Origin of the sequence: Haloarcula sp. CGMCC 1.2071 (genome assembly GCF_037078445.1) — an archaeon.
Classification (GTDB): Archaea; Halobacteriota; Halobacteria; order Halobacteriales; family Haloarculaceae; genus Haloarcula; species Haloarcula amylolytica.
The window spans coordinates 188,263-203,164 of sequence record NZ_JAYMGY010000001.1 but is presented as its reverse complement, the minus strand read 5'-3'; the positions used below and the strand labels follow the sequence as shown (position 1 = coordinate 203,164).

At 67.5% G+C, this 14,902-nt stretch carries 19 protein-coding genes; 10 read left to right on the top strand and 9 right to left on the bottom strand.

What is annotated here, in order from left to right:
• Window positions 1-119: 119 nt before the first annotated feature.
• Both VI234_RS01045 and VI234_RS01040 read right to left on the bottom strand, forming a co-directional pair.
• Window positions 120-1,121 (bottom strand): glycerophosphodiester phosphodiesterase, encoded by a 1,002-nt coding sequence (locus VI234_RS01045; RefSeq protein ID WP_336329013.1) that lies wholly within the window; start codon window positions 1,119-1,121, stop codon window positions 120-122.
• A 117-nt stretch (window positions 1,122-1,238) separates the two neighbouring features.
• The gene (locus VI234_RS01040) at window positions 1,239-2,246 is read right to left on the bottom strand and encodes a deoxyhypusine synthase (protein WP_008308229.1); all 1,008 of its coding nucleotides are present in this window, start codon (window positions 2,244-2,246) and stop codon (window positions 1,239-1,241) included.
• 133 nt (window positions 2,247-2,379) lie between these two features.
• On the opposite strand from VI234_RS01040, the gene VI234_RS01035 reads away from it, so the two are divergent.
• The gene (locus VI234_RS01035) at window positions 2,380-3,072 is read left to right on the top strand and encodes an AzlC family ABC transporter permease (RefSeq protein WP_008308228.1); all 693 of its coding nucleotides are present in this window, start codon (window positions 2,380-2,382) and stop codon (window positions 3,070-3,072) included.
• A complete protein-coding gene (locus VI234_RS01030) occupies window positions 3,062-3,391 on the top strand; it encodes an AzlD domain-containing protein (protein ID WP_008308227.1) in 330 nt (109 codons plus the stop codon). Before VI234_RS01035 ends, VI234_RS01030 begins: the two co-directional genes overlap by 11 nt.
• Here the strand turns inward: VI234_RS01030 and VI234_RS01025 are convergent, their stop codons facing one another.
• From VI234_RS01025 to VI234_RS01010, 4 genes are all read right to left on the bottom strand, one after another.
• A complete protein-coding gene (locus tag VI234_RS01025; protein ID WP_008308226.1) occupies window positions 3,392-3,955 on the bottom strand; it encodes a hypothetical protein in 564 nt (187 codons plus the stop codon). It abuts the gene before it with no gap.
• A gap of 4 nt (window positions 3,956-3,959) precedes the next feature.
• Complete coding sequence (locus VI234_RS01020) at window positions 3,960-4,727, bottom strand: Nif3-like dinuclear metal center hexameric protein (protein ID WP_008308225.1); 768 nt, start codon at window positions 4,725-4,727, stop codon at window positions 3,960-3,962.
• Window positions 4,728-4,778: 51 nt separating this feature from the next.
• Entirely contained in the window at window positions 4,779-5,522 is a 744-nt protein-coding gene (locus VI234_RS01015) for a hypothetical protein (protein ID WP_008308220.1), read from the bottom strand.
• A gap of 133 nt (window positions 5,523-5,655) precedes the next feature.
• The gene (locus tag VI234_RS01010) at window positions 5,656-6,627 is read right to left on the bottom strand and encodes an alpha/beta fold hydrolase (protein WP_336329012.1); all 972 of its coding nucleotides are present in this window, start codon (window positions 6,625-6,627) and stop codon (window positions 5,656-5,658) included.
• A gap of 105 nt (window positions 6,628-6,732) precedes the next feature.
• On the opposite strand from VI234_RS01010, the gene VI234_RS01005 reads away from it, so the two are divergent.
• Window positions 6,733-7,758 carry an amidohydrolase family protein gene (locus tag VI234_RS01005; RefSeq protein WP_336329011.1) on the top strand — a complete coding sequence of 342 codons (1,026 nt, stop codon included), beginning with the start codon at window positions 6,733-6,735 and terminating at the stop codon, window positions 7,756-7,758.
• A gap of 36 nt (window positions 7,759-7,794) precedes the next feature.
• On the opposite strand, the gene speB is transcribed toward VI234_RS01005, so the two are convergent.
• Complete coding sequence (gene speB, locus VI234_RS01000; RefSeq protein WP_008308214.1) at window positions 7,795-8,598, bottom strand: agmatinase; 804 nt, start codon at window positions 8,596-8,598, stop codon at window positions 7,795-7,797.
• Between the two features lie 2 nt (window positions 8,599-8,600).
• Window positions 8,601-8,981: a translation initiation factor IF-5A gene (locus VI234_RS00995; protein WP_008308213.1), complete on the bottom strand. Its 381-nt coding sequence runs from the start codon at window positions 8,979-8,981 to the stop codon at window positions 8,601-8,603.
• A gap of 198 nt (window positions 8,982-9,179) precedes the next feature.
• Between VI234_RS00995 and VI234_RS00990 the strand changes: the two genes are divergently transcribed.
• From VI234_RS00990 to VI234_RS00960, 7 genes are all read left to right on the top strand, one after another.
• Window positions 9,180-9,818: an HAD family hydrolase gene (locus tag VI234_RS00990; protein WP_336329010.1), complete on the top strand. Its 639-nt coding sequence runs from the start codon at window positions 9,180-9,182 to the stop codon at window positions 9,816-9,818.
• A complete protein-coding gene (locus VI234_RS00985; protein WP_336329009.1) occupies window positions 9,812-10,735 on the top strand; it encodes a CobD/CbiB family cobalamin biosynthesis protein in 924 nt (307 codons plus the stop codon). The genes VI234_RS00990 and VI234_RS00985 overlap by 7 nt, the downstream gene beginning before the upstream one ends.
• Window positions 10,726-11,529, top strand: coding sequence for an adenosylcobinamide-GDP ribazoletransferase (cobS, locus tag VI234_RS00980; RefSeq protein WP_336329008.1), 804 nt, complete (start codon window positions 10,726-10,728; stop codon window positions 11,527-11,529). Before VI234_RS00985 ends, cobS begins: the two co-directional genes overlap by 10 nt.
• Window positions 11,529-12,068 carry an NTP transferase domain-containing protein gene (locus VI234_RS00975; protein WP_336329292.1) on the top strand — a complete coding sequence of 180 codons (540 nt, stop codon included), beginning with the start codon at window positions 11,529-11,531 and terminating at the stop codon, window positions 12,066-12,068. Before cobS ends, VI234_RS00975 begins: the two co-directional genes overlap by 1 nt.
• Before the next feature lie 65 nt (window positions 12,069-12,133).
• Entirely contained in the window at window positions 12,134-13,192 is a 1,059-nt protein-coding gene (locus VI234_RS00970) for a threonine-phosphate decarboxylase (RefSeq protein ID WP_008308208.1), read from the top strand.
• On the top strand, window positions 13,185-13,901 hold the full coding sequence (locus tag VI234_RS00965; RefSeq protein ID WP_008308207.1) for an adenosylcobinamide amidohydrolase: 717 nt from the start codon (window positions 13,185-13,187) through the stop codon (window positions 13,899-13,901). Before VI234_RS00970 ends, VI234_RS00965 begins: the two co-directional genes overlap by 8 nt.
• A gap of 70 nt (window positions 13,902-13,971) precedes the next feature.
• Entirely contained in the window at window positions 13,972-14,622 is a 651-nt protein-coding gene (locus tag VI234_RS00960; protein ID WP_336329007.1) for a cob(I)yrinic acid a,c-diamide adenosyltransferase, read from the top strand.
• Here VI234_RS00960 and VI234_RS00955 read toward each other — a convergent pair.
• Window positions 14,619-14,861, bottom strand: coding sequence for a hypothetical protein (locus VI234_RS00955; RefSeq protein WP_239642255.1), 243 nt, complete (start codon window positions 14,859-14,861; stop codon window positions 14,619-14,621). The two genes, VI234_RS00960 and VI234_RS00955, sit on opposite strands and share 4 nt — an antisense overlap.
• Window positions 14,862-14,902 lie beyond the last annotated feature (41 nt).

Sequence of the window (14,902 nt, the reverse complement as noted above, 5' to 3'; positions counted from 1 at the left end):
GATGTAAGCACTGCATGAGCGACCGTAGGGAGCGAAGAAGCGCGCAACGAGGCCCTCGACCGGAGCCGGCCGGGGCTTTCTGGCTCTTTGAGGAAACACAACGAAAACGAGATCCGCCGTCAGTCCCGAACGGAGAGCACGCTGGGGTAGTCAGAGATGAGCCCGTCGACGCCGGCCCGGACCAGTTCGCGGGCCTGATACCACGTACTGACCGTCCAGACGTTCAGGTCCCGGTCTTCGTCGGCAGCGACTTCGACGAGGTCGATGTCGCTCAGATCGGACTCGATGTAGCCGTCGTCGTTGAAGAAGGGCGTTCGCTGAACCATGTTCCGGGGGACGTGCATCGCGTCACAGTCGTAGCGACGCGTGACTTCCAGCCCCTCTTCGATGTCGTCCCAGAAGAGGCAGGCAATGGGAATCGAGTCGTCGTAGTCGCGGACGGTCGCGAGCGCAGCTTCGTAGAACGACGAGACGAGGATGTCGTTGTCGTACTCGCTAACGAGGTCGAGCGCGCGCTCGGTGTAGGGCCGCCACACCGCTCGCTGCGCTGATAGTTCCGACTCGGACAGCGACTCAGCGAAACGGAGGTCCTGACTGCCGGGGTTCTTGAACTCCAGATTGACGGCGACGCTCGGCGGAATCGAGTCCATGACTGTTTCGAGCGTCGGAACCGTCTCCCCGGTGCCGAGAACAGTCGCGCTGGTCACAGTATCGGTGTCGGTCTCGAAGACGAGCCCATCAGCGTCGGTCAGGCCGCGCTCGCCGCCGTCGCGTTCGGCCAGCCCGTCGTCGTGAAAGGTGACGAGCGTGCCGTCGGCCGTCGGCACGACATCGACCTCGATCATGTCGGCGCGTCGGTGGGCCGTCTGGGCTCCCGGGCCACCGAACGACGAAGCCTCGACGGCTAACTCCGTGTTCTCCGGGTAGACGCCGGCGAACCCGCGATGGGCGATGAGGGTCGTGCCGTCAGTCATCGCTTCGCGCTCGCTGTCGTCCGCGTCACTGTTGGTTGTGTCAGTATCATCCGATTCCTGAGGCGTTGCGCTCCCCACGAGTCCCACGCTTGCCAGCGTCGCCGCCGTCCCTCCGACGAACGTCCGTCGGCCGATGTACCGTGACATGCTATGTACGGCTGCCGAGCGGTCGTGAAAGACCGTTTATATGAGGGATATATGCCTCTCCGTAGAAATGGCTCCCACCGGCCAGGTCTGTAGCCGGTTACGCCGGCGTGGTCACGCTTACGCGCTGTGCCGCTCGCGGGCCGCGGCCACGACCAGCGGGAGTGTAATCGTCGCGTCGGCATACACCGAGACATTCCGGGCGTCCTTTTCAAGTTTCCCCCACGAGCGAGCCTCGTCGAGCGTCGCGCCGGAGAGGCCGCCGGTGTTAGACGGGTCCATCGTCAACTGGACGGCGTAGTCGTAGGCGTCGGGCGAGACCAGCATCGTCTGGAGGACGTAGTTCTTCGGGACGCCGCCGCCGACGACCATCGCACCGGCGCTGTCGGCCTCGTACGCGATGTCGGTAATCTGTGTCATGTCCGCCAGCGCGTCGACCGTGAACTCGCTGGTCTGGGAGTACATCCACGCCTGCAAGCCCAGCACGGAGTCCTGGAAGGCCGGGCAGTACACCGGGACGTCGTTTTCGTAGGCCGCCGCCAGCACACCGGGATCTTCAGGCACGTCCTCGCGCTCGTTGACCTCGCTGTTGGCCCGGCCCAGTTCCTCCGTCATGCGCTGGATCGAGACCGCGCCCTCGTCTTCCAGCGTCGAGAACACCTCGTCCCGGAGGTGGTTCTCGAACAGGGCGAAGTGCTCCTGAGGCAGGTAGACGTTGTAGATGCGGTCGACGCCCTCGTCACGGAGCGTCTCGTCGTGTTCGCGCTCTGTCTGCCCCTCGGGCGTGACCTCGCCGTGGTGGTGCTTGCCGCCGATGGCCTCGATGCTGTCGTGGGTGCAGTTCGCCCCTGTCGTCACGAGCACGTCGATGTGGCCGTCGCGGATGAGTTCGCTGACGATGGCCCGCATTCCCGTCGGGACCATCGCACCGGCGAGGCCGAAGAAGGTCGTCACGTCGTCGTCGAGCATCTCGCTGTAGATGTCGACGGCCTCGTGGATGTCGCTCGCGCCGATGCCGGCCTCGCCGTAGCTGTCAGCCAGTTCGCCGACCGTCATTCCGGCCCGGGCTTCCGCGTGCCCGATCGGGTCGTGATGGAACGTCTCCCGCTCGTCGGTGTGGTCGCTCATTACCATGCAGTCGAATGGCGGCGGGTTTCAACGTCGTGGTTCGCCGTGACGGGTAGAGGCCGTGTGTCGACGTGCCGTCACACACCGCAGCTGAAACGGAGGGCTTAGACGCCCCTGCGTTGGATTGGGAGCTATGGATACTGCTGCGTTCAGGCGCGGCGTTCGGGATGTTGCGCCACTGCTGCTAGGAATTATTCCGTTTGGCCTCGTTGCCGGCATCGCGACCGTCAACGCCGGGCTGGGGCTGCCGACCGCAGTCGGGCTGTCGGTGGTCGTCTTCGCCGGCGCATCACAGCTCGCGGCGCTTGAACTGCTGGGACAGAACGCACCGCTGACGGTCGTCGTCGCAACGGCCGTCGTCATCAACCTCCGATTGCTGATGTACTCGGCGTCGATTGCCCCGTACTTTCGGGAGTTCACTGGCCGGTGGAAGGCAGTGCTCGCCTACGTGTTGACCGACCAGGCGTACGCGCTGTCGGTCGCCAGCTACCGGTCAGACCGTGAAACGGACCGGAAGTGGTACTACCTCGGCGTCGCCGTGACGCTCTGGGCGGTGTGGCAGGTCACGACTATCGCCGGGGCGCTGCTCGGCACCGGCGTCCCCGACGCCTGGGGCCTCGAATTCGCTATCCCCCTCGTCTTCCTCGCGATTCTGGTCCCAGCAATCGAAGACGCAGCGACCGGCATCGCCGCTGTCGTCGGTGGAACCGTCGCCGTCGTCGGCGCTGGCCTCCCGCTCAATCTCGGACTGCTCGTCGCGGCCGGCGTTGGCATCACGGCTGGCGTTCTCACGGAATCCGCCACGGGAGGGACCGATGGCAACTAATTACGGCCCGGTTGAGATAGCCGGCGTCGTCGCTGTCATCGGCGTGTTGACCTACGCCTGTCGCCTCTCGTTCATCGCGCTGTTCGGTCGGCTGGACGAGATTCCGCCGGTCGTCGAGCGGGTGTTGCGGTTCGTCCCCGCCGCCGTCCTCGCCGCGCTCGTCCTCCCCTCGTTCGTGACACTCGACGCCAGTAGTTTCGCCGCAGACAAGTTCGTCGCCGGAGCGCTCGCGGCAGGCGTCGCCTGGCGGACCGAGGACGTGTTCGCGACGATGGTGACCGGGATGGGCGTCCTCTGGGCCATCAGGTTCCTGCTGTAGTCAGCCCAGTTCCAGTGAGGCCCCACAGCAGTCAGACCGGTACTGCTCGCGTCGCTCGACGAGCGTGCAGTCCTGATAGCGGCGGGCGACGAGGTCCCCACACGCCCCGCAGGTGAGGACGTGCTTGGGATCGGAGAAGGCCGGACAGTGGACGTCGGTGTCGAGCTGGTCGGCCCGCTCTCGAAACGCCCGGCCGTGGTCGGTCGTCCCGTCGCGCTGATATTGCTCGACGTGAATGAGTTCGTGGCGCAGTGTTGCCTCCCAGGCGTCCCGCTCGAAGGCCGAAAACGCGTCCCATGTCAGCGACACCGTGCACGGGAGCGGGCGGCCGTCGCTCCCGTCGATACTGTCCCAGTCGTACCGGTCGCCGACGGTCGCATCGTCCAGCTTCGGCCGCTTGACCGCGGCGGCCCGACGCTTGGCTCGGTGGGACACCGCCCAGTCGACGAGGTCGAACCGAATCGAGACACCGCGCTCACGGCGGACCCGTCGACAGTACTGTTGCGACCAGGCGATGAGGTCCGCATCCGAGCTAACGCCCTCGTACGAAACGACATCTGCCATCGCCTCAGAGGCCGGTCGGGCAGTCGATGTAGGTCGTCTCCAGCCCCCAGTCCTCGACGACGGTCTGGAGCGACTGAACGCCGAACGTCTCCGTCGCGTAGTGGCCGGCGAGAATGACGTGGAGTCCCTGCTCGCGCGCCTCGTGGAAGGCCTGCTGTTTCCCCTCGCCGGTGATGAGCACGTCGGCGTCCGTCTCGACTGCCTCCTGTAGCCAGTCGACGCCGCTGCCGGTGACGATGGCAACGTCCTCGATAGTCGACGGCCCGAAGTCCAGTACCTGCACTGATTGCCCGCCGGTATCGACATTTCCTTCGAGGGTTTCGGCGAGTTCGGAGATCGTCTGTGGTTCTTGCAGGGAGCCACGCTGGCCGATGTGCTCGCCGCCCATCGACCCGAACGGCGCGCGGTTGTCGAGGTCCAGCAGGTCCGCGACGCCGGCGGCGTTGCCGAGCGACTGATGGCCGTCTAGCGGGAGATGCGCGACGTACAGCGCGAGGTCGTTGTCGATGAGGGGTGCGACCCGGCGGTAGTTGGTTTCCGTCACGCGCTCCATCCCGCCCCAGACGATGCCGTGGTGGGTCACGAGCAGGTCAGCGCCCGCGTCGGCGGCGCGGTCGATGGTCTCGACGGCCGCATCTACTGCGAAGGCGACGTGCTCGACCGGCTGGCTCGCCGGCCCGACCTGCAGGCCGTTCGGACTGGCGTCGATGTCGGCGTAGGCCGCGGTGTCGAGTCGGTCGTCGAGACGCGTCGCGATGTTGCCTGCGTTCATGGCGCGGGCTTCGAGAGGGCCAGTGGTATGCTTTTCTCTACCGGCGTCGGGCTACCCGTCCGATTCGACCAGCTGGCCGTTTTCCTGGCCGATGAGGTCCCGGTCCACCGCGGCGTCGATGATGGCGTCGAACTGCTCCCCGTCGATGTCGTAAGCGTTGACCGCGACTTCGCGGATTTCCGCACGGTCGACGGGCATCTCGCGGTTCTGGAGGAGGCGCATCACCTTGTTGTACTCCAGTTTCGTCAGCGAGGGGCCATCAGCGCTGTCGTCGCTGTCCGTACCGCGCTCGGTGTCCTCGCTCCCAGTGTTCGCCGCCGAGTCACTCGACTCGGTCGGCTCCGCCGCTTGCCCGTCCGTGGTGTCCGACGCGGCCGCGTTCGTTGCATCTGGCTCCGCAGTCGCCTCCGTCGTCGCCGCTGACTGCGCCGACTGTTCCTGTCCCGCCGCGCTCCCGCCGTCGTCACCCAGCAGCGAGCCGTCGTCGGCTGGCTCGACCACGCTGTCGGTGGTCGCCTGTGCGTCGCCTGCCGGCGTTCCAGAATCGTCCAGCAGTCCCGGCGGCTCCGTGGTCCCGGCGTCGCCAGCCGTTTCCGCTGTCTCGCGGGCGTCCGCCTTCGCCGCCTCGACGGCCGGTTCGACGATAGTCGCGAGCTTCTCTCTACAGGTCGAACAGAGAACAACGGTCCCCTGTTTCTCGGCTTCCGGGTCCAGCGATTTCGGGATAATCGGGTATTCGGAGAGCGAGACATCGAGCGCGCCGCCACAGAAGTAACACGACGATAGCTGGTCCATGCTCCCAACCGAGATGGCCTGTTTACTAAAAGACTACTTGCTGTGTCGGATGGCGAGCGAGTGGCGACGGCCACGGCGGTCCGAACAGCACTGACACTGAGTCGTTGTTTACGATGTAATATAGTGAAAACGCTCACCTATCGAAGAACCCACGGACCAGTCCAGCGACTTCGTCACCCGGTTCCAGCCACGGCGTATGGCCGTGTCCCGGGAGTTCGTGGAACTCGGCGTCGGGCATCTTTTCCGCGACGTGGCGGCCCACATCTGTCGGGTAGAAGGCGTCCTCCGTCCCCCAGACGAACTGCGTCGGGCGGTCGACGCTTACGATTTCGTCCCGAATATCGAACAACGGGTGGGCACGGCCGTACGAGCCTTGGGCAGTCGCCAGCGACCGCTGGCTTTCCGGCCGGCCGGGCAGATCCTGGCCGGCGGCGAGCAGTTCGTAGAACACGTCGGGTATCGCTGAGGCGTCAACGACGTTGACCCGCTGCATCGACTGTCTCGCGTTCTCGACCGGGTCACCGCGGCTGAGCAGCCACAGCAGGACCCGGTTGAGGCCGCGAACCGTCAGCAGACGAAACAGGAGCGGGAGGTCCCGCGAGACGCCGCCCGGCGCGCCGACCAGTTGCAGTCGGTCCACACGGTCGTGGTCGATTGCGAGCAGAAGCGACTGCAGGCCGCCGTGAGAGTTACCGGCGACGTGGGGACGGTCGATAGCGAGGTCGTCGAGCAGTTCCAGCAAGTATGCGACCAGATACGAACGGAGGTCCCGGTCCCGGTAGCTCGGCGCGGCCGAGAGGCCGAGGCCGGGCCGGTCGGGAGCGTACACGCGGTACTCGTCGGTGAGCGCCGGGAACAGCGGGAGCCACGTCGCCGCCGGCGTCCCGACCCCGTGAAGGAGGAGGAGTGGGTCGCCGCCCTGATTCCCACCGACCAGATAGTGAACGCGACCCGCGGCGTCCGTCTCGGTCACTCTGGACTCGACGGCGAGGTCGCAGTGGTCCGCGAGACGGGCCTGTGCGTCCGCGTAGCGTCGCTCCGCCGGATGGGACCAGTCGTCTGGCGACAGCGCGCGGCCCTCGGAAACTGTGGTACTGCCACTCATACTCGAACTGTCCGGCGCCGGCCGCATCAGTCTACCGCGGCCCGGTGCTATGTGGCGAGATTGTGCCTCCATGAGACACATATAGCTCCGCCCCCTCGCTCCCATATGGAGGCTATCGAGGGGACCGTCCTCGCCGGGCGGTCGTTCGAGCCGGTCCACGGCAGCGTTGTCGTCGAGGACGGCTACATAACGGCCATCGAGGAGACGTCTGAGCGCGAGAGCGACCACGACCGCATTGTCCTGCCGGCGTTCGTGAACGCCCACACGCACGTCGGCGACTCAGTCGCCAAGGAGGCCGCTGTCGGTCTCGGCCTGGAGGAGGCAGTGGTACCACCGGACAGCCTGAAACACCAGCAGATCGCAGCGGCCGACGACGAGACGCTGATTGCCGCGATGCACCGCACACTTCGATTCATGCAGCGAACCGGCACCGCGGCGTTTCTCGACTTCCGCGAGTTCGGCGTCGACGGGGCGCGTGCGCTACGTGAGGCCGCCGAAGGACTCGATATCGAGGACTTCATCTTCGGGAGCGATGACGCTGCGGTGCTGGACGTGGCCGACGGGTTCGGTGCCAGCGGCGCGAACGACGACGATTTCACCGCGCGGCGGACCGCCACCGAGGAGCGCGGGGTCCCGTTCGCTATCCACGCCGGCGAACCGGACGCCACTGACATACACCCGGCGCTGGATCTGGAGCCGGACCTGCTGGTCCACATGGTCCATGCCGAAGCAGAACACCTCGAACGGGTGGCCGATCAGGACGTCCCTATCGCGGTCTGTCCCCGTGCGAACCTCGTCCTTGAGGTCGGCCGACCGCCGATCGAGACGCTTCTGGAGTACACTGACGTGGCACTCGGGACTGATAATGTGATGCTCAATGCACCATCCATGTTCCGTGAGATGGAGTACACCGCGAAGACGTTCGACCTCCCCTCGCGGACGGTGCTTCGGATGGCCACGACCGCTGGGGCCGAAGCGGTCGGCCTCGACTGCGGTGTCATCGAACCCGGCCGCCGGGCCGCGCTGCTGGTCCTCGACGGCGACTCAGACAACCTCTCGGCTGTCGCCGACCCAGTCGACGCGGTTGTCCGGCGAGCGTCGCCGCTGGACATCCACCGAGTTGTCTGCTGAAGCCGACGGCGAGAATATTCCCCGATACATTTCGGCTCAGCGCTGGTCCGCGTGGGCGAACACGAACGCCCGGAGGAGTTTCGCGGCCAGCGTCGCCGTCTGACCGTCGTCGCGGTCGTTGACCTCGACTACGTCGAAGCCGACGGCCTGCGGTGCGACGGCTCTGACCACGGTGTGCATCTCCCGCGGGTCGAGGCCGAACGGTTCCGGCGTCCCGGTGCCCGGCGCGAACCCGGGGTCGGCGGCGTCGATGTCGACTGAGAGGTACACCCGTTCGTCGTCGAACCCGGGCGACCAGTCGGCCACGTCCTCGGGCGGAACCACGGTCACGTCGGCTTCGTTCGCGCGGTCCCATTCGGCTTCCGAGCCAGTGCGTGCGCCCAGCACAATCGCTTCGTCAGCCACCGAAAGCGCGTGGTGGGTCACCGTCGCGTGGGAGTACTCGTCGCCGGCGTAGGACTCGCGCAGGTCGAGATGCGCGTCCAGACAGACGAACACGTCGGGGTCGAGGGCGCGCACGCCGGCGACGGAGACGGTGTGTTCGCCGCCGACGACGAGCGGGACGGCCCCCTCGCTATCGAAATCTGAGAGGGTGCCCTGGAGGAAAGTGAGGTACTCGGCAACGTCGGCCGTGGGGCCGATGTCGCCGTGGTCGTAGACAGAACAGTCAGTGAAGTGCTGGCCGGTGCGGTGGTCGTAATCGTCGAACTGCTGGCCGAACTGGCGGATGCGGCGTGGGCCGAACCGTGTCCCGGGGCGAAACGACGTCGACGCGTCGAGTGGTGCACCCACGAGCGCGTAGTCGGCCGCCCCGCGGTCGGCCCCCGCACCGGGCAACATCGTTACGAGCGTGTGATCTTGCGCTGTTCCTCGTACTGGAGGTACTCGATCTCGTCGTCGGGCTGGAGGTCGATGTCCTCGGGGACCCGCATCGTGAACGTGTCGTACGTGTCGAGGTCCATGACCTGAGCGTCGTTGCCGTCGGTAGAGACGACCTGCCCCTGCTTTCGGTTGACAATCGGGACCCAGACCTTTGCGTCGACAGGCTGGGACAGCGAGCGCTTCTTGCTGTCGAAGACGCCCTTAGCGTCGATTCGGGCCTTGGCGCTGCCGTGCTTGCCCGGCTTGGCCGTGCTGTAAGAGTTGATCTTACACGGCGTGTCCTCGATCATGACGTAGCTTCCTTCGTCGAGCTCTCGAACTTCGGTCTGCTCTCTTGCCATACCGCCGGATTACCCCTGTTTAGGTATAAACGGTTTGGAATGCCTCAAGCCAGGTCTTCGCTACTGCCGCTCTGTCGGTGGGCGTCCGCCGTGGTTGGGTTTCGACCGGTCTGAACGGCCCGACAGCAGCACCGAGTCCCACGGCGGTTCCTGATCCGACCCCCACAGTTCAAGTGAGCTTGCACTAACCACACAAACGTGGCACTCTCGTTCGACCTGTTCGGGACGCTCGTCGCGGCAGACCGGCCGTCAGAGCCGTGGGACGCCGTTGCGGAGACGCTCTCGGCCCGGTCGGTTCGGGTACCCGACGACTGGGAGGACGCCTATCGCTCGGCCCACCGCGAGTACGACCGCGGCCGGGAAGCGCCGCTGGACGAGCACGTTCGCCTCGCGCTTGCCAGCCGCGGGGTCGAGATCACTGCGGAGACGGCGACCGAGGCCGTCCTCGATGCCTTCGACAGCCCGGTGACGGTCCGCGAGGGAGCCATCGACGCGCTGGACGCCGCAGCACAGCGTGGTCCGGTCGCTGTCTGTTCGAACTGCAGCGTCCCGGGATTGGGCGAGCGAACGCTGGAGCGAGCGGCTATCGAATCGCAGCGCGACCACTCCTTCGGCGCCGTCGTCACCAGCGTCGGCTGCGGCTGGCGGAAGCCGCATCCGAATATTTTCGAGGCAACTGCCGACGCACTCGACGTGGCGCTTGCCGACCTCGTCCACGTCGGCGACGACGCCCGAACGGACGGCGGCGCGGGCCGTGTGGGCGCGCAGTCGATTCTGCTGGAGGACCACTCGCTGCCGGCGATAGCCGAGAAGCTCCGGGAGGGAACGCTGTGTTGAGCGCGCTGGCGGTGGCCGTCGCCGGCGGGCTGGAACTCGCAATCGGTGAGCCGCCGACCCGCTTGCATCCCGTTGCGTGGTTCGGACGGCTCGTCGGGGCGGTCGACCGCGAGTGGGACCACCCGCTTGCGGTCGGGGCGCTCGCCGCGGCGCTGTTGCCGCTCGGAGCCGCCACGCTGGTCGGCGCAGGCGTCGCACTCGCTACCACTCGCGAACCGCTGGCCGCCGCAGCCCTCGCCGGCCTCGCGCTGTTCCTGACCACGAGCCTTCGCAGTCTCCTTTCGGCCGCTCGGGGCGTCATCGCCGACAGCGACACTGACCTCCCGGCTGCTCGGGACGGGCTGCTCGCACTTGCTGGTCGCGACGCCAGCGCGCTCTCTGCGGGCGAGGTCCGCAGCGCCGCCGTCGAGAGCGCATCAGAGAATCTCGCCGATGGGCTCGTCGCGTCGCTGGCCGCGTTCGTCCTGGGTGGAACCGCCGCTACGGGCGTCGGCCTTCCAGCGCTTCCCGTCGCTGTCGGTGCAGCGGCCTGGGTCAAGGCCGTCAACACGATGGACTCGATGCTTGGCTACCGCTCGAAACGCGTCGGGACGCCCGCGGCGCGGCTCGACGACGCCGTGATGTGGCTCCCGGCACGGGCGAGTGCGCTCCTGCTCGCCCTCGCCTGTGGGTCGCCCCGGTCGGTGGCCCAAGCCCGGGACTGGCTGGACGGCGTTCCATCGCCGAACTCCGGGTGGCCGATGGGGACGGCCGCCGCGGCGCTGGACGTTCGACTCGAAAAGCCGGGCGTGTACGTCCTGAACCCCGCAGGACGCCTCCCCGACGTGGCGACGGCCCAGCGCAGTGTGACGCGGGTCGGCGTCGCCGGGGTGCTGGCGTACCTGCTGTCTGGACTGGGGGTGCTCGCGTGGTTCTGAGCGCGGTCCGGGGGGCGCTCGGGTTCCTCTCGCGGCTTCCGGTCGGCCACAGCGAACAGGCGTGGGAGGCCTTCGTCGGGACGCCGGCGGCGTTCCCGCTGGCCGGCTACGTCGTCGGCGGCCTCGTCGCACTCCCGTTCCTCGCCGCCAGCCTGCTTCCGGCCCCGGTCGTCGCCGCAGCGTACCTCGGAAGTGTCGTCCTCGTCACCGGCGTCAACCACGCCGACGGCCTCGCAGACCTCGGGGACGCCGCCGTCGTCCACGGCGACCCCGCGGAGCGCCGCGACGTGATGCGGGACACGACTGTCGGCGTCGGGGCCGTCCTCGCGCTGGGGACCGTCCTCCTCGCGCTGGCGTTTGGCGCGCTGGCCGCTGCCGGGCTCCCGCCGCTGGTCGCTGTCGCGCTGGTCCTCGCCGCCGAGGTGGGGGCGAAACTCGCGATGGCGACGCTGGCCTGCGTCGGACGCCCGAGCCATGAGGGATTCGGGTCGACGGTTATCAACGGGAACAGCCCACGCCACCTCGTCGGCTCGCTCGCCGTCGCACTCCCGGCCGCTGCCGTCGCCGTTCCAGCAACCGCAGTCGTCGTTCTCACCGGCCCGCTGCTCGCTCTTGGCCTCTCTGGCTGGGCGAACCGCCGACTGGACGGCGTCGGCGGCGATGTCTTCGGCGCGGCCAACGAACTGACACGCGCCGTCGCGCTCCACGTCGGCGTCGCCGCGTGGTCGCTCTTCGGCGGCGTCCGGTCGGTACCGCTCGTCGACTGGGAGGTGCTCGCATGGACGCTCTGGTGATGTGTGGCGGGCGCGGGACGCGGCTGGACACCGAGGCCGAGAAACCGCTCTTTCGGGTCGGCGGTGTCCCAATGGTCGACCGGGTCGTCGGCGCACTGGAAGACAGTTCCGTCGAAAAAGTTATCGCTGTAACGTCGCCGAACGCACCGGAAACGCAGTCACATCTGGACGTGCCCTGTATCGAGACGCCGGGTGAGGGGTACGTCGCCGACCTCGACAGCGCGCTGGCCGACGGCCGACTCGCCCGGCCGGTGCTGACCGTCGCCGCCGACCTGCCGCTGCTTGACGGCGAGATAGTGGACCGCGTGCTCGACGAGCACAACGGGGGCTCGCTGACGGTTCTAGTCCCGGCCTCGCTGAAGCGCGGGCTGGGAGTCAGCGACGACACGACGTTCGAAAACGGCGACAGGGAGGTCGCGCCGACGGGCGTCAACGTCGTCGGCGATGGCCCCGACGACGCCTGGCTCGCGCGGGACCGACGCGTCGCGGTCAACGTCAACACGCTCGCTGACGCGCGCGTGGCTGAGCAATGGCTGTAACGACGTGGGGGCGGAGGCCGACCGCCGCGAAACCTTCTCCACACCGCCCGCCGTAGCCCCCGTCAATGGACCCTGATTCGGTCGAGGGCTTGCGGGCGAGTGGCGGCGACGGGGCCGAGGACGCCATCGGGCCGGACGGGCGCGTCCCACACGGTAGCAGCGACGACCCGGACCTGCTGGATTTCAGCGCGAACACGAACCCCCGCGTCCCGGCGGACGCCGCGGAGACGTACCGGGCGGCGTTCGAGGCCGCCCGCTCGTATCCGGCGGACGACTACCCCGAGTTCCGAGCGGCCGCAGCGGCCTTCGTCGACTGCGAGCCGGCGCAGGTGATACCCACGGCCGGCGGCCTCGAAGCGATACGCCTGGCGATCCAGACGACGGTCCGGGCGGGCGAGAGCGTCCTCGTCCCGTATCCCAGTTTCGGCGAGTACGCCCGCGAGGTCCGGCTCCAGGGCGGGACGCCGGAGTTCGTCCCACACGACGACCTGCTGACCGCCGACCCGTACGGTCATGCGCTCGCCATCGTCTGCAACCCGAACAATCCGACCGGCGAAGCGGCCGACCCGTCGGCGCTCCGGGCCTTCGCCGACGACTGTCTCAACGCTGGGACGACGCTGCTGGTCGACGAGGCCTTTCTCGGCTTTACCGACGAGCAGTCGCTGGCGGGCCGTGAGGGCGTCATCGTCGCGCGCTCGCTGACGAAACTGTTCGGCCTCCCCGGCATCCGGATGGGCTACGCCGTCGGTTCGGGCGAGGCCCGTGACCGACTCGCAACCGCGCGACGCGCCTGGTCGATGAGCGCGCCGGCGGCCGCGGTCGGCACACACTGCTACGGACAGACCGAGTTCGTTTCGGAGACGAAGGCCCGCGTCGCCGAGGAGCGCGTGCGGATGCGGGAGCGGCTGAAAACACGGTTCGACGTGTGCCCCTCCGATGCGCCGTTCATGTTGTTGTCGGTCAGCGACGCCGACGAGTCTGTCGACGATATCCTTGCCTCGGCTCGCGAGGCTGGTATCGCACTCCGGGACGCGCGGACGTTCCGCGGGCTGAACTCGCACATCCGCGTCGCCGTCAGAGCCCCCGGAGAAAACGACCGGCTGCTGGACGCGCTGGATGTTTGAGACGACCGTTCGGGACGGCGTCTGTCAGCTCCGCCGGGAGGGTGCTCGATGGCTTTCGACGGCGTGGGACGGGGGCTATCGGACCGCAGACGCCGTCTACAACGTCACCGTACCCGAGGGGTTCGAGCGGACCGACCTCGACGCCTACCGTGCGGAGCGACTGTCCGCGACCGGTTTCCCCCTCGGCCCGGCGCTGCTCACCGGCGTGCATATGGAGCACGCCCGCTGTGCCCGGAGCGGCCCGGTGTCGGTGCTGGCGACCGCGGGCCTCTCGAACCCCGCGGCGTTGCCGATGTCGGGAGCAGACGAAGCGGTCGACTCCGACGGAACAGCATCGAATCCGGCAGACAGCCCCGACTGGCGTCCCGGCACGGTCAATCTCGTCGCCGGCGTCGACCGCGCGCTGGACGACGGCGCGCTGGCAACGCTACTCGCCACGGCTGTCGAGGCGAAGGCCGCGACGCTACTCGACGCAGCGGGCGTGCCCGGAACCACCTCCGACGCCGCCATCGTCGGCTGTGTCCCGAGCGCTGAGTCCGCACCGTTCGCCGGCAGCGCAACAGAAATCGGGGCCGCCGCTCGCGTCTGTGTCCGCGACGCTATCCGGTCGAGTCTCGCCGCCCGCTACGACGGCGACAGCCTGCCGACCGTGGAGGATGCGGCATACGGCGTGGTTACAGAGCGCGAGACTGAGGTTTTCGAACCGTGAAGAGGGAGGGGTTCCCGACGGCGGTCCTTGAGACCGAACGGCTAAACAGAATCCGATCCAACAGAGGGGCATGAGCGACAACACGGCCGGACCGACCGCCGAACCGATCAGTCCGAGCGCGCCCGAGGAGTTCGGGCTGGTGCAGGTCTGGTGGGGCGACGGCAAAGGGAAGACGACGGCGGCGCTGGGGATGGCGACCCGCGCCGTCGGCCACGGCTACCGCGTCCACCTCCTGCAGTTCATGAAAGGCGGGACCAGCACCGTCGAAGACGTGCGCGGGGAGTACAACGCTATCGCCGCCCTCCCGGGCTTTTCCTACGAGAACGCCGGCCACTACGGCTGGCACGGCTTCCTCGACGGGAGCGAGGACGACGAGCACGAGGCCCGCGCGAAGGGGGCACTCGACCGCGCACGGGAACTCGTTCAGGCCAGCGCTGACGCCGACCTCTCGACGCCGCGGGACGCCGACGGCCCGCCAGAGGAGGGCGTCAACATGCTCGTCTTCGACGAGATTCTCTACGCCGCGAACCGCGGCCTCGTCGATCCGGCGGACGTGATTGGGCTCATCGAAGCAAAGCCCGACGACCTCGAACTGGTCCTGACGGGCGGGCACGAGCGACCAGAATTTCTGACCGACCATGCCGATCTCATAACGGAAGTCAACAAGGAGAAACACCCCATCGACGCCGGGCAGGGCGCGCGGAAGGGAACGGAGTTCTAGACGGTTCCAAGCAGATAGTCAAGACAGACGCCGAAGACTAGCGAGTACGTCACGTTGGCGATACTCCCCGTGAGATAATACGTCGTGTTCCCACTGGAGATGTCTTGCCAGCGGACAATTGACTTTGCAGTGAACACCAGCCCTAGTGCCGTGTATGCGCCGAGTAGCGTCAACGTGAGTATCAGAATATTCTCTACTTTCCCGACCGCACGCCCCGTATCCGCTTCTTTTTCACTCACATCGGCACCGGCGTATTGGAGAGCAGCGGATACCATGGTCC

Excerpts from the sequence above, each read along its gene's own strand:
- VI234_RS01045 (WP_336329013.1), bottom strand. The coding sequence starts at position 1,121 with ATGTCACGGTACATCGGCCGACGGACGTTCGTCGGAGGGACGGCGGCG.
- VI234_RS01040 (WP_008308229.1), bottom strand. The coding sequence starts at position 2,246 with ATGAGCGACCACACCGACGAGCGGGAGACGTTCCATCACGACCCGATC.
- VI234_RS01035 (WP_008308228.1), top strand. The coding sequence starts at position 2,380 with ATGGATACTGCTGCGTTCAGGCGCGGCGTTCGGGATGTTGCGCCACTG.
- VI234_RS01030 (WP_008308227.1), top strand. The coding sequence starts at position 3,062 with ATGGCAACTAATTACGGCCCGGTTGAGATAGCCGGCGTCGTCGCTGTC.
- VI234_RS01025 (WP_008308226.1), bottom strand. The coding sequence starts at position 3,955 with ATGGCAGATGTCGTTTCGTACGAGGGCGTTAGCTCGGATGCGGACCTC.
- VI234_RS01020 (WP_008308225.1), bottom strand. The coding sequence starts at position 4,727 with ATGAACGCAGGCAACATCGCGACGCGTCTCGACGACCGACTCGACACC.
- VI234_RS01015 (WP_008308220.1), bottom strand. The coding sequence starts at position 5,522 with ATGGACCAGCTATCGTCGTGTTACTTCTGTGGCGGCGCGCTCGATGTC.
- VI234_RS01010 (WP_336329012.1), bottom strand. The coding sequence starts at position 6,627 with ATGAGTGGCAGTACCACAGTTTCCGAGGGCCGCGCGCTGTCGCCAGAC.
- VI234_RS01005 (WP_336329011.1), top strand. The coding sequence starts at position 6,733 with ATGGAGGCTATCGAGGGGACCGTCCTCGCCGGGCGGTCGTTCGAGCCG.
- speB (WP_008308214.1), bottom strand. The coding sequence starts at position 8,598 with ATGTTGCCCGGTGCGGGGGCCGACCGCGGGGCGGCCGACTACGCGCTC.
- VI234_RS00995 (WP_008308213.1), bottom strand. The coding sequence starts at position 8,981 with ATGGCAAGAGAGCAGACCGAAGTTCGAGAGCTCGACGAAGGAAGCTAC.
- VI234_RS00975 (WP_336329292.1), top strand. The coding sequence starts at position 11,529 with ATGTGTGGCGGGCGCGGGACGCGGCTGGACACCGAGGCCGAGAAACCG.
- VI234_RS00970 (WP_008308208.1), top strand. The coding sequence starts at position 12,134 with ATGGACCCTGATTCGGTCGAGGGCTTGCGGGCGAGTGGCGGCGACGGG.
- VI234_RS00965 (WP_008308207.1), top strand. The coding sequence starts at position 13,185 with ATGTTTGAGACGACCGTTCGGGACGGCGTCTGTCAGCTCCGCCGGGAG.
- VI234_RS00960 (WP_336329007.1), top strand. The coding sequence starts at position 13,972 with ATGAGCGACAACACGGCCGGACCGACCGCCGAACCGATCAGTCCGAGC.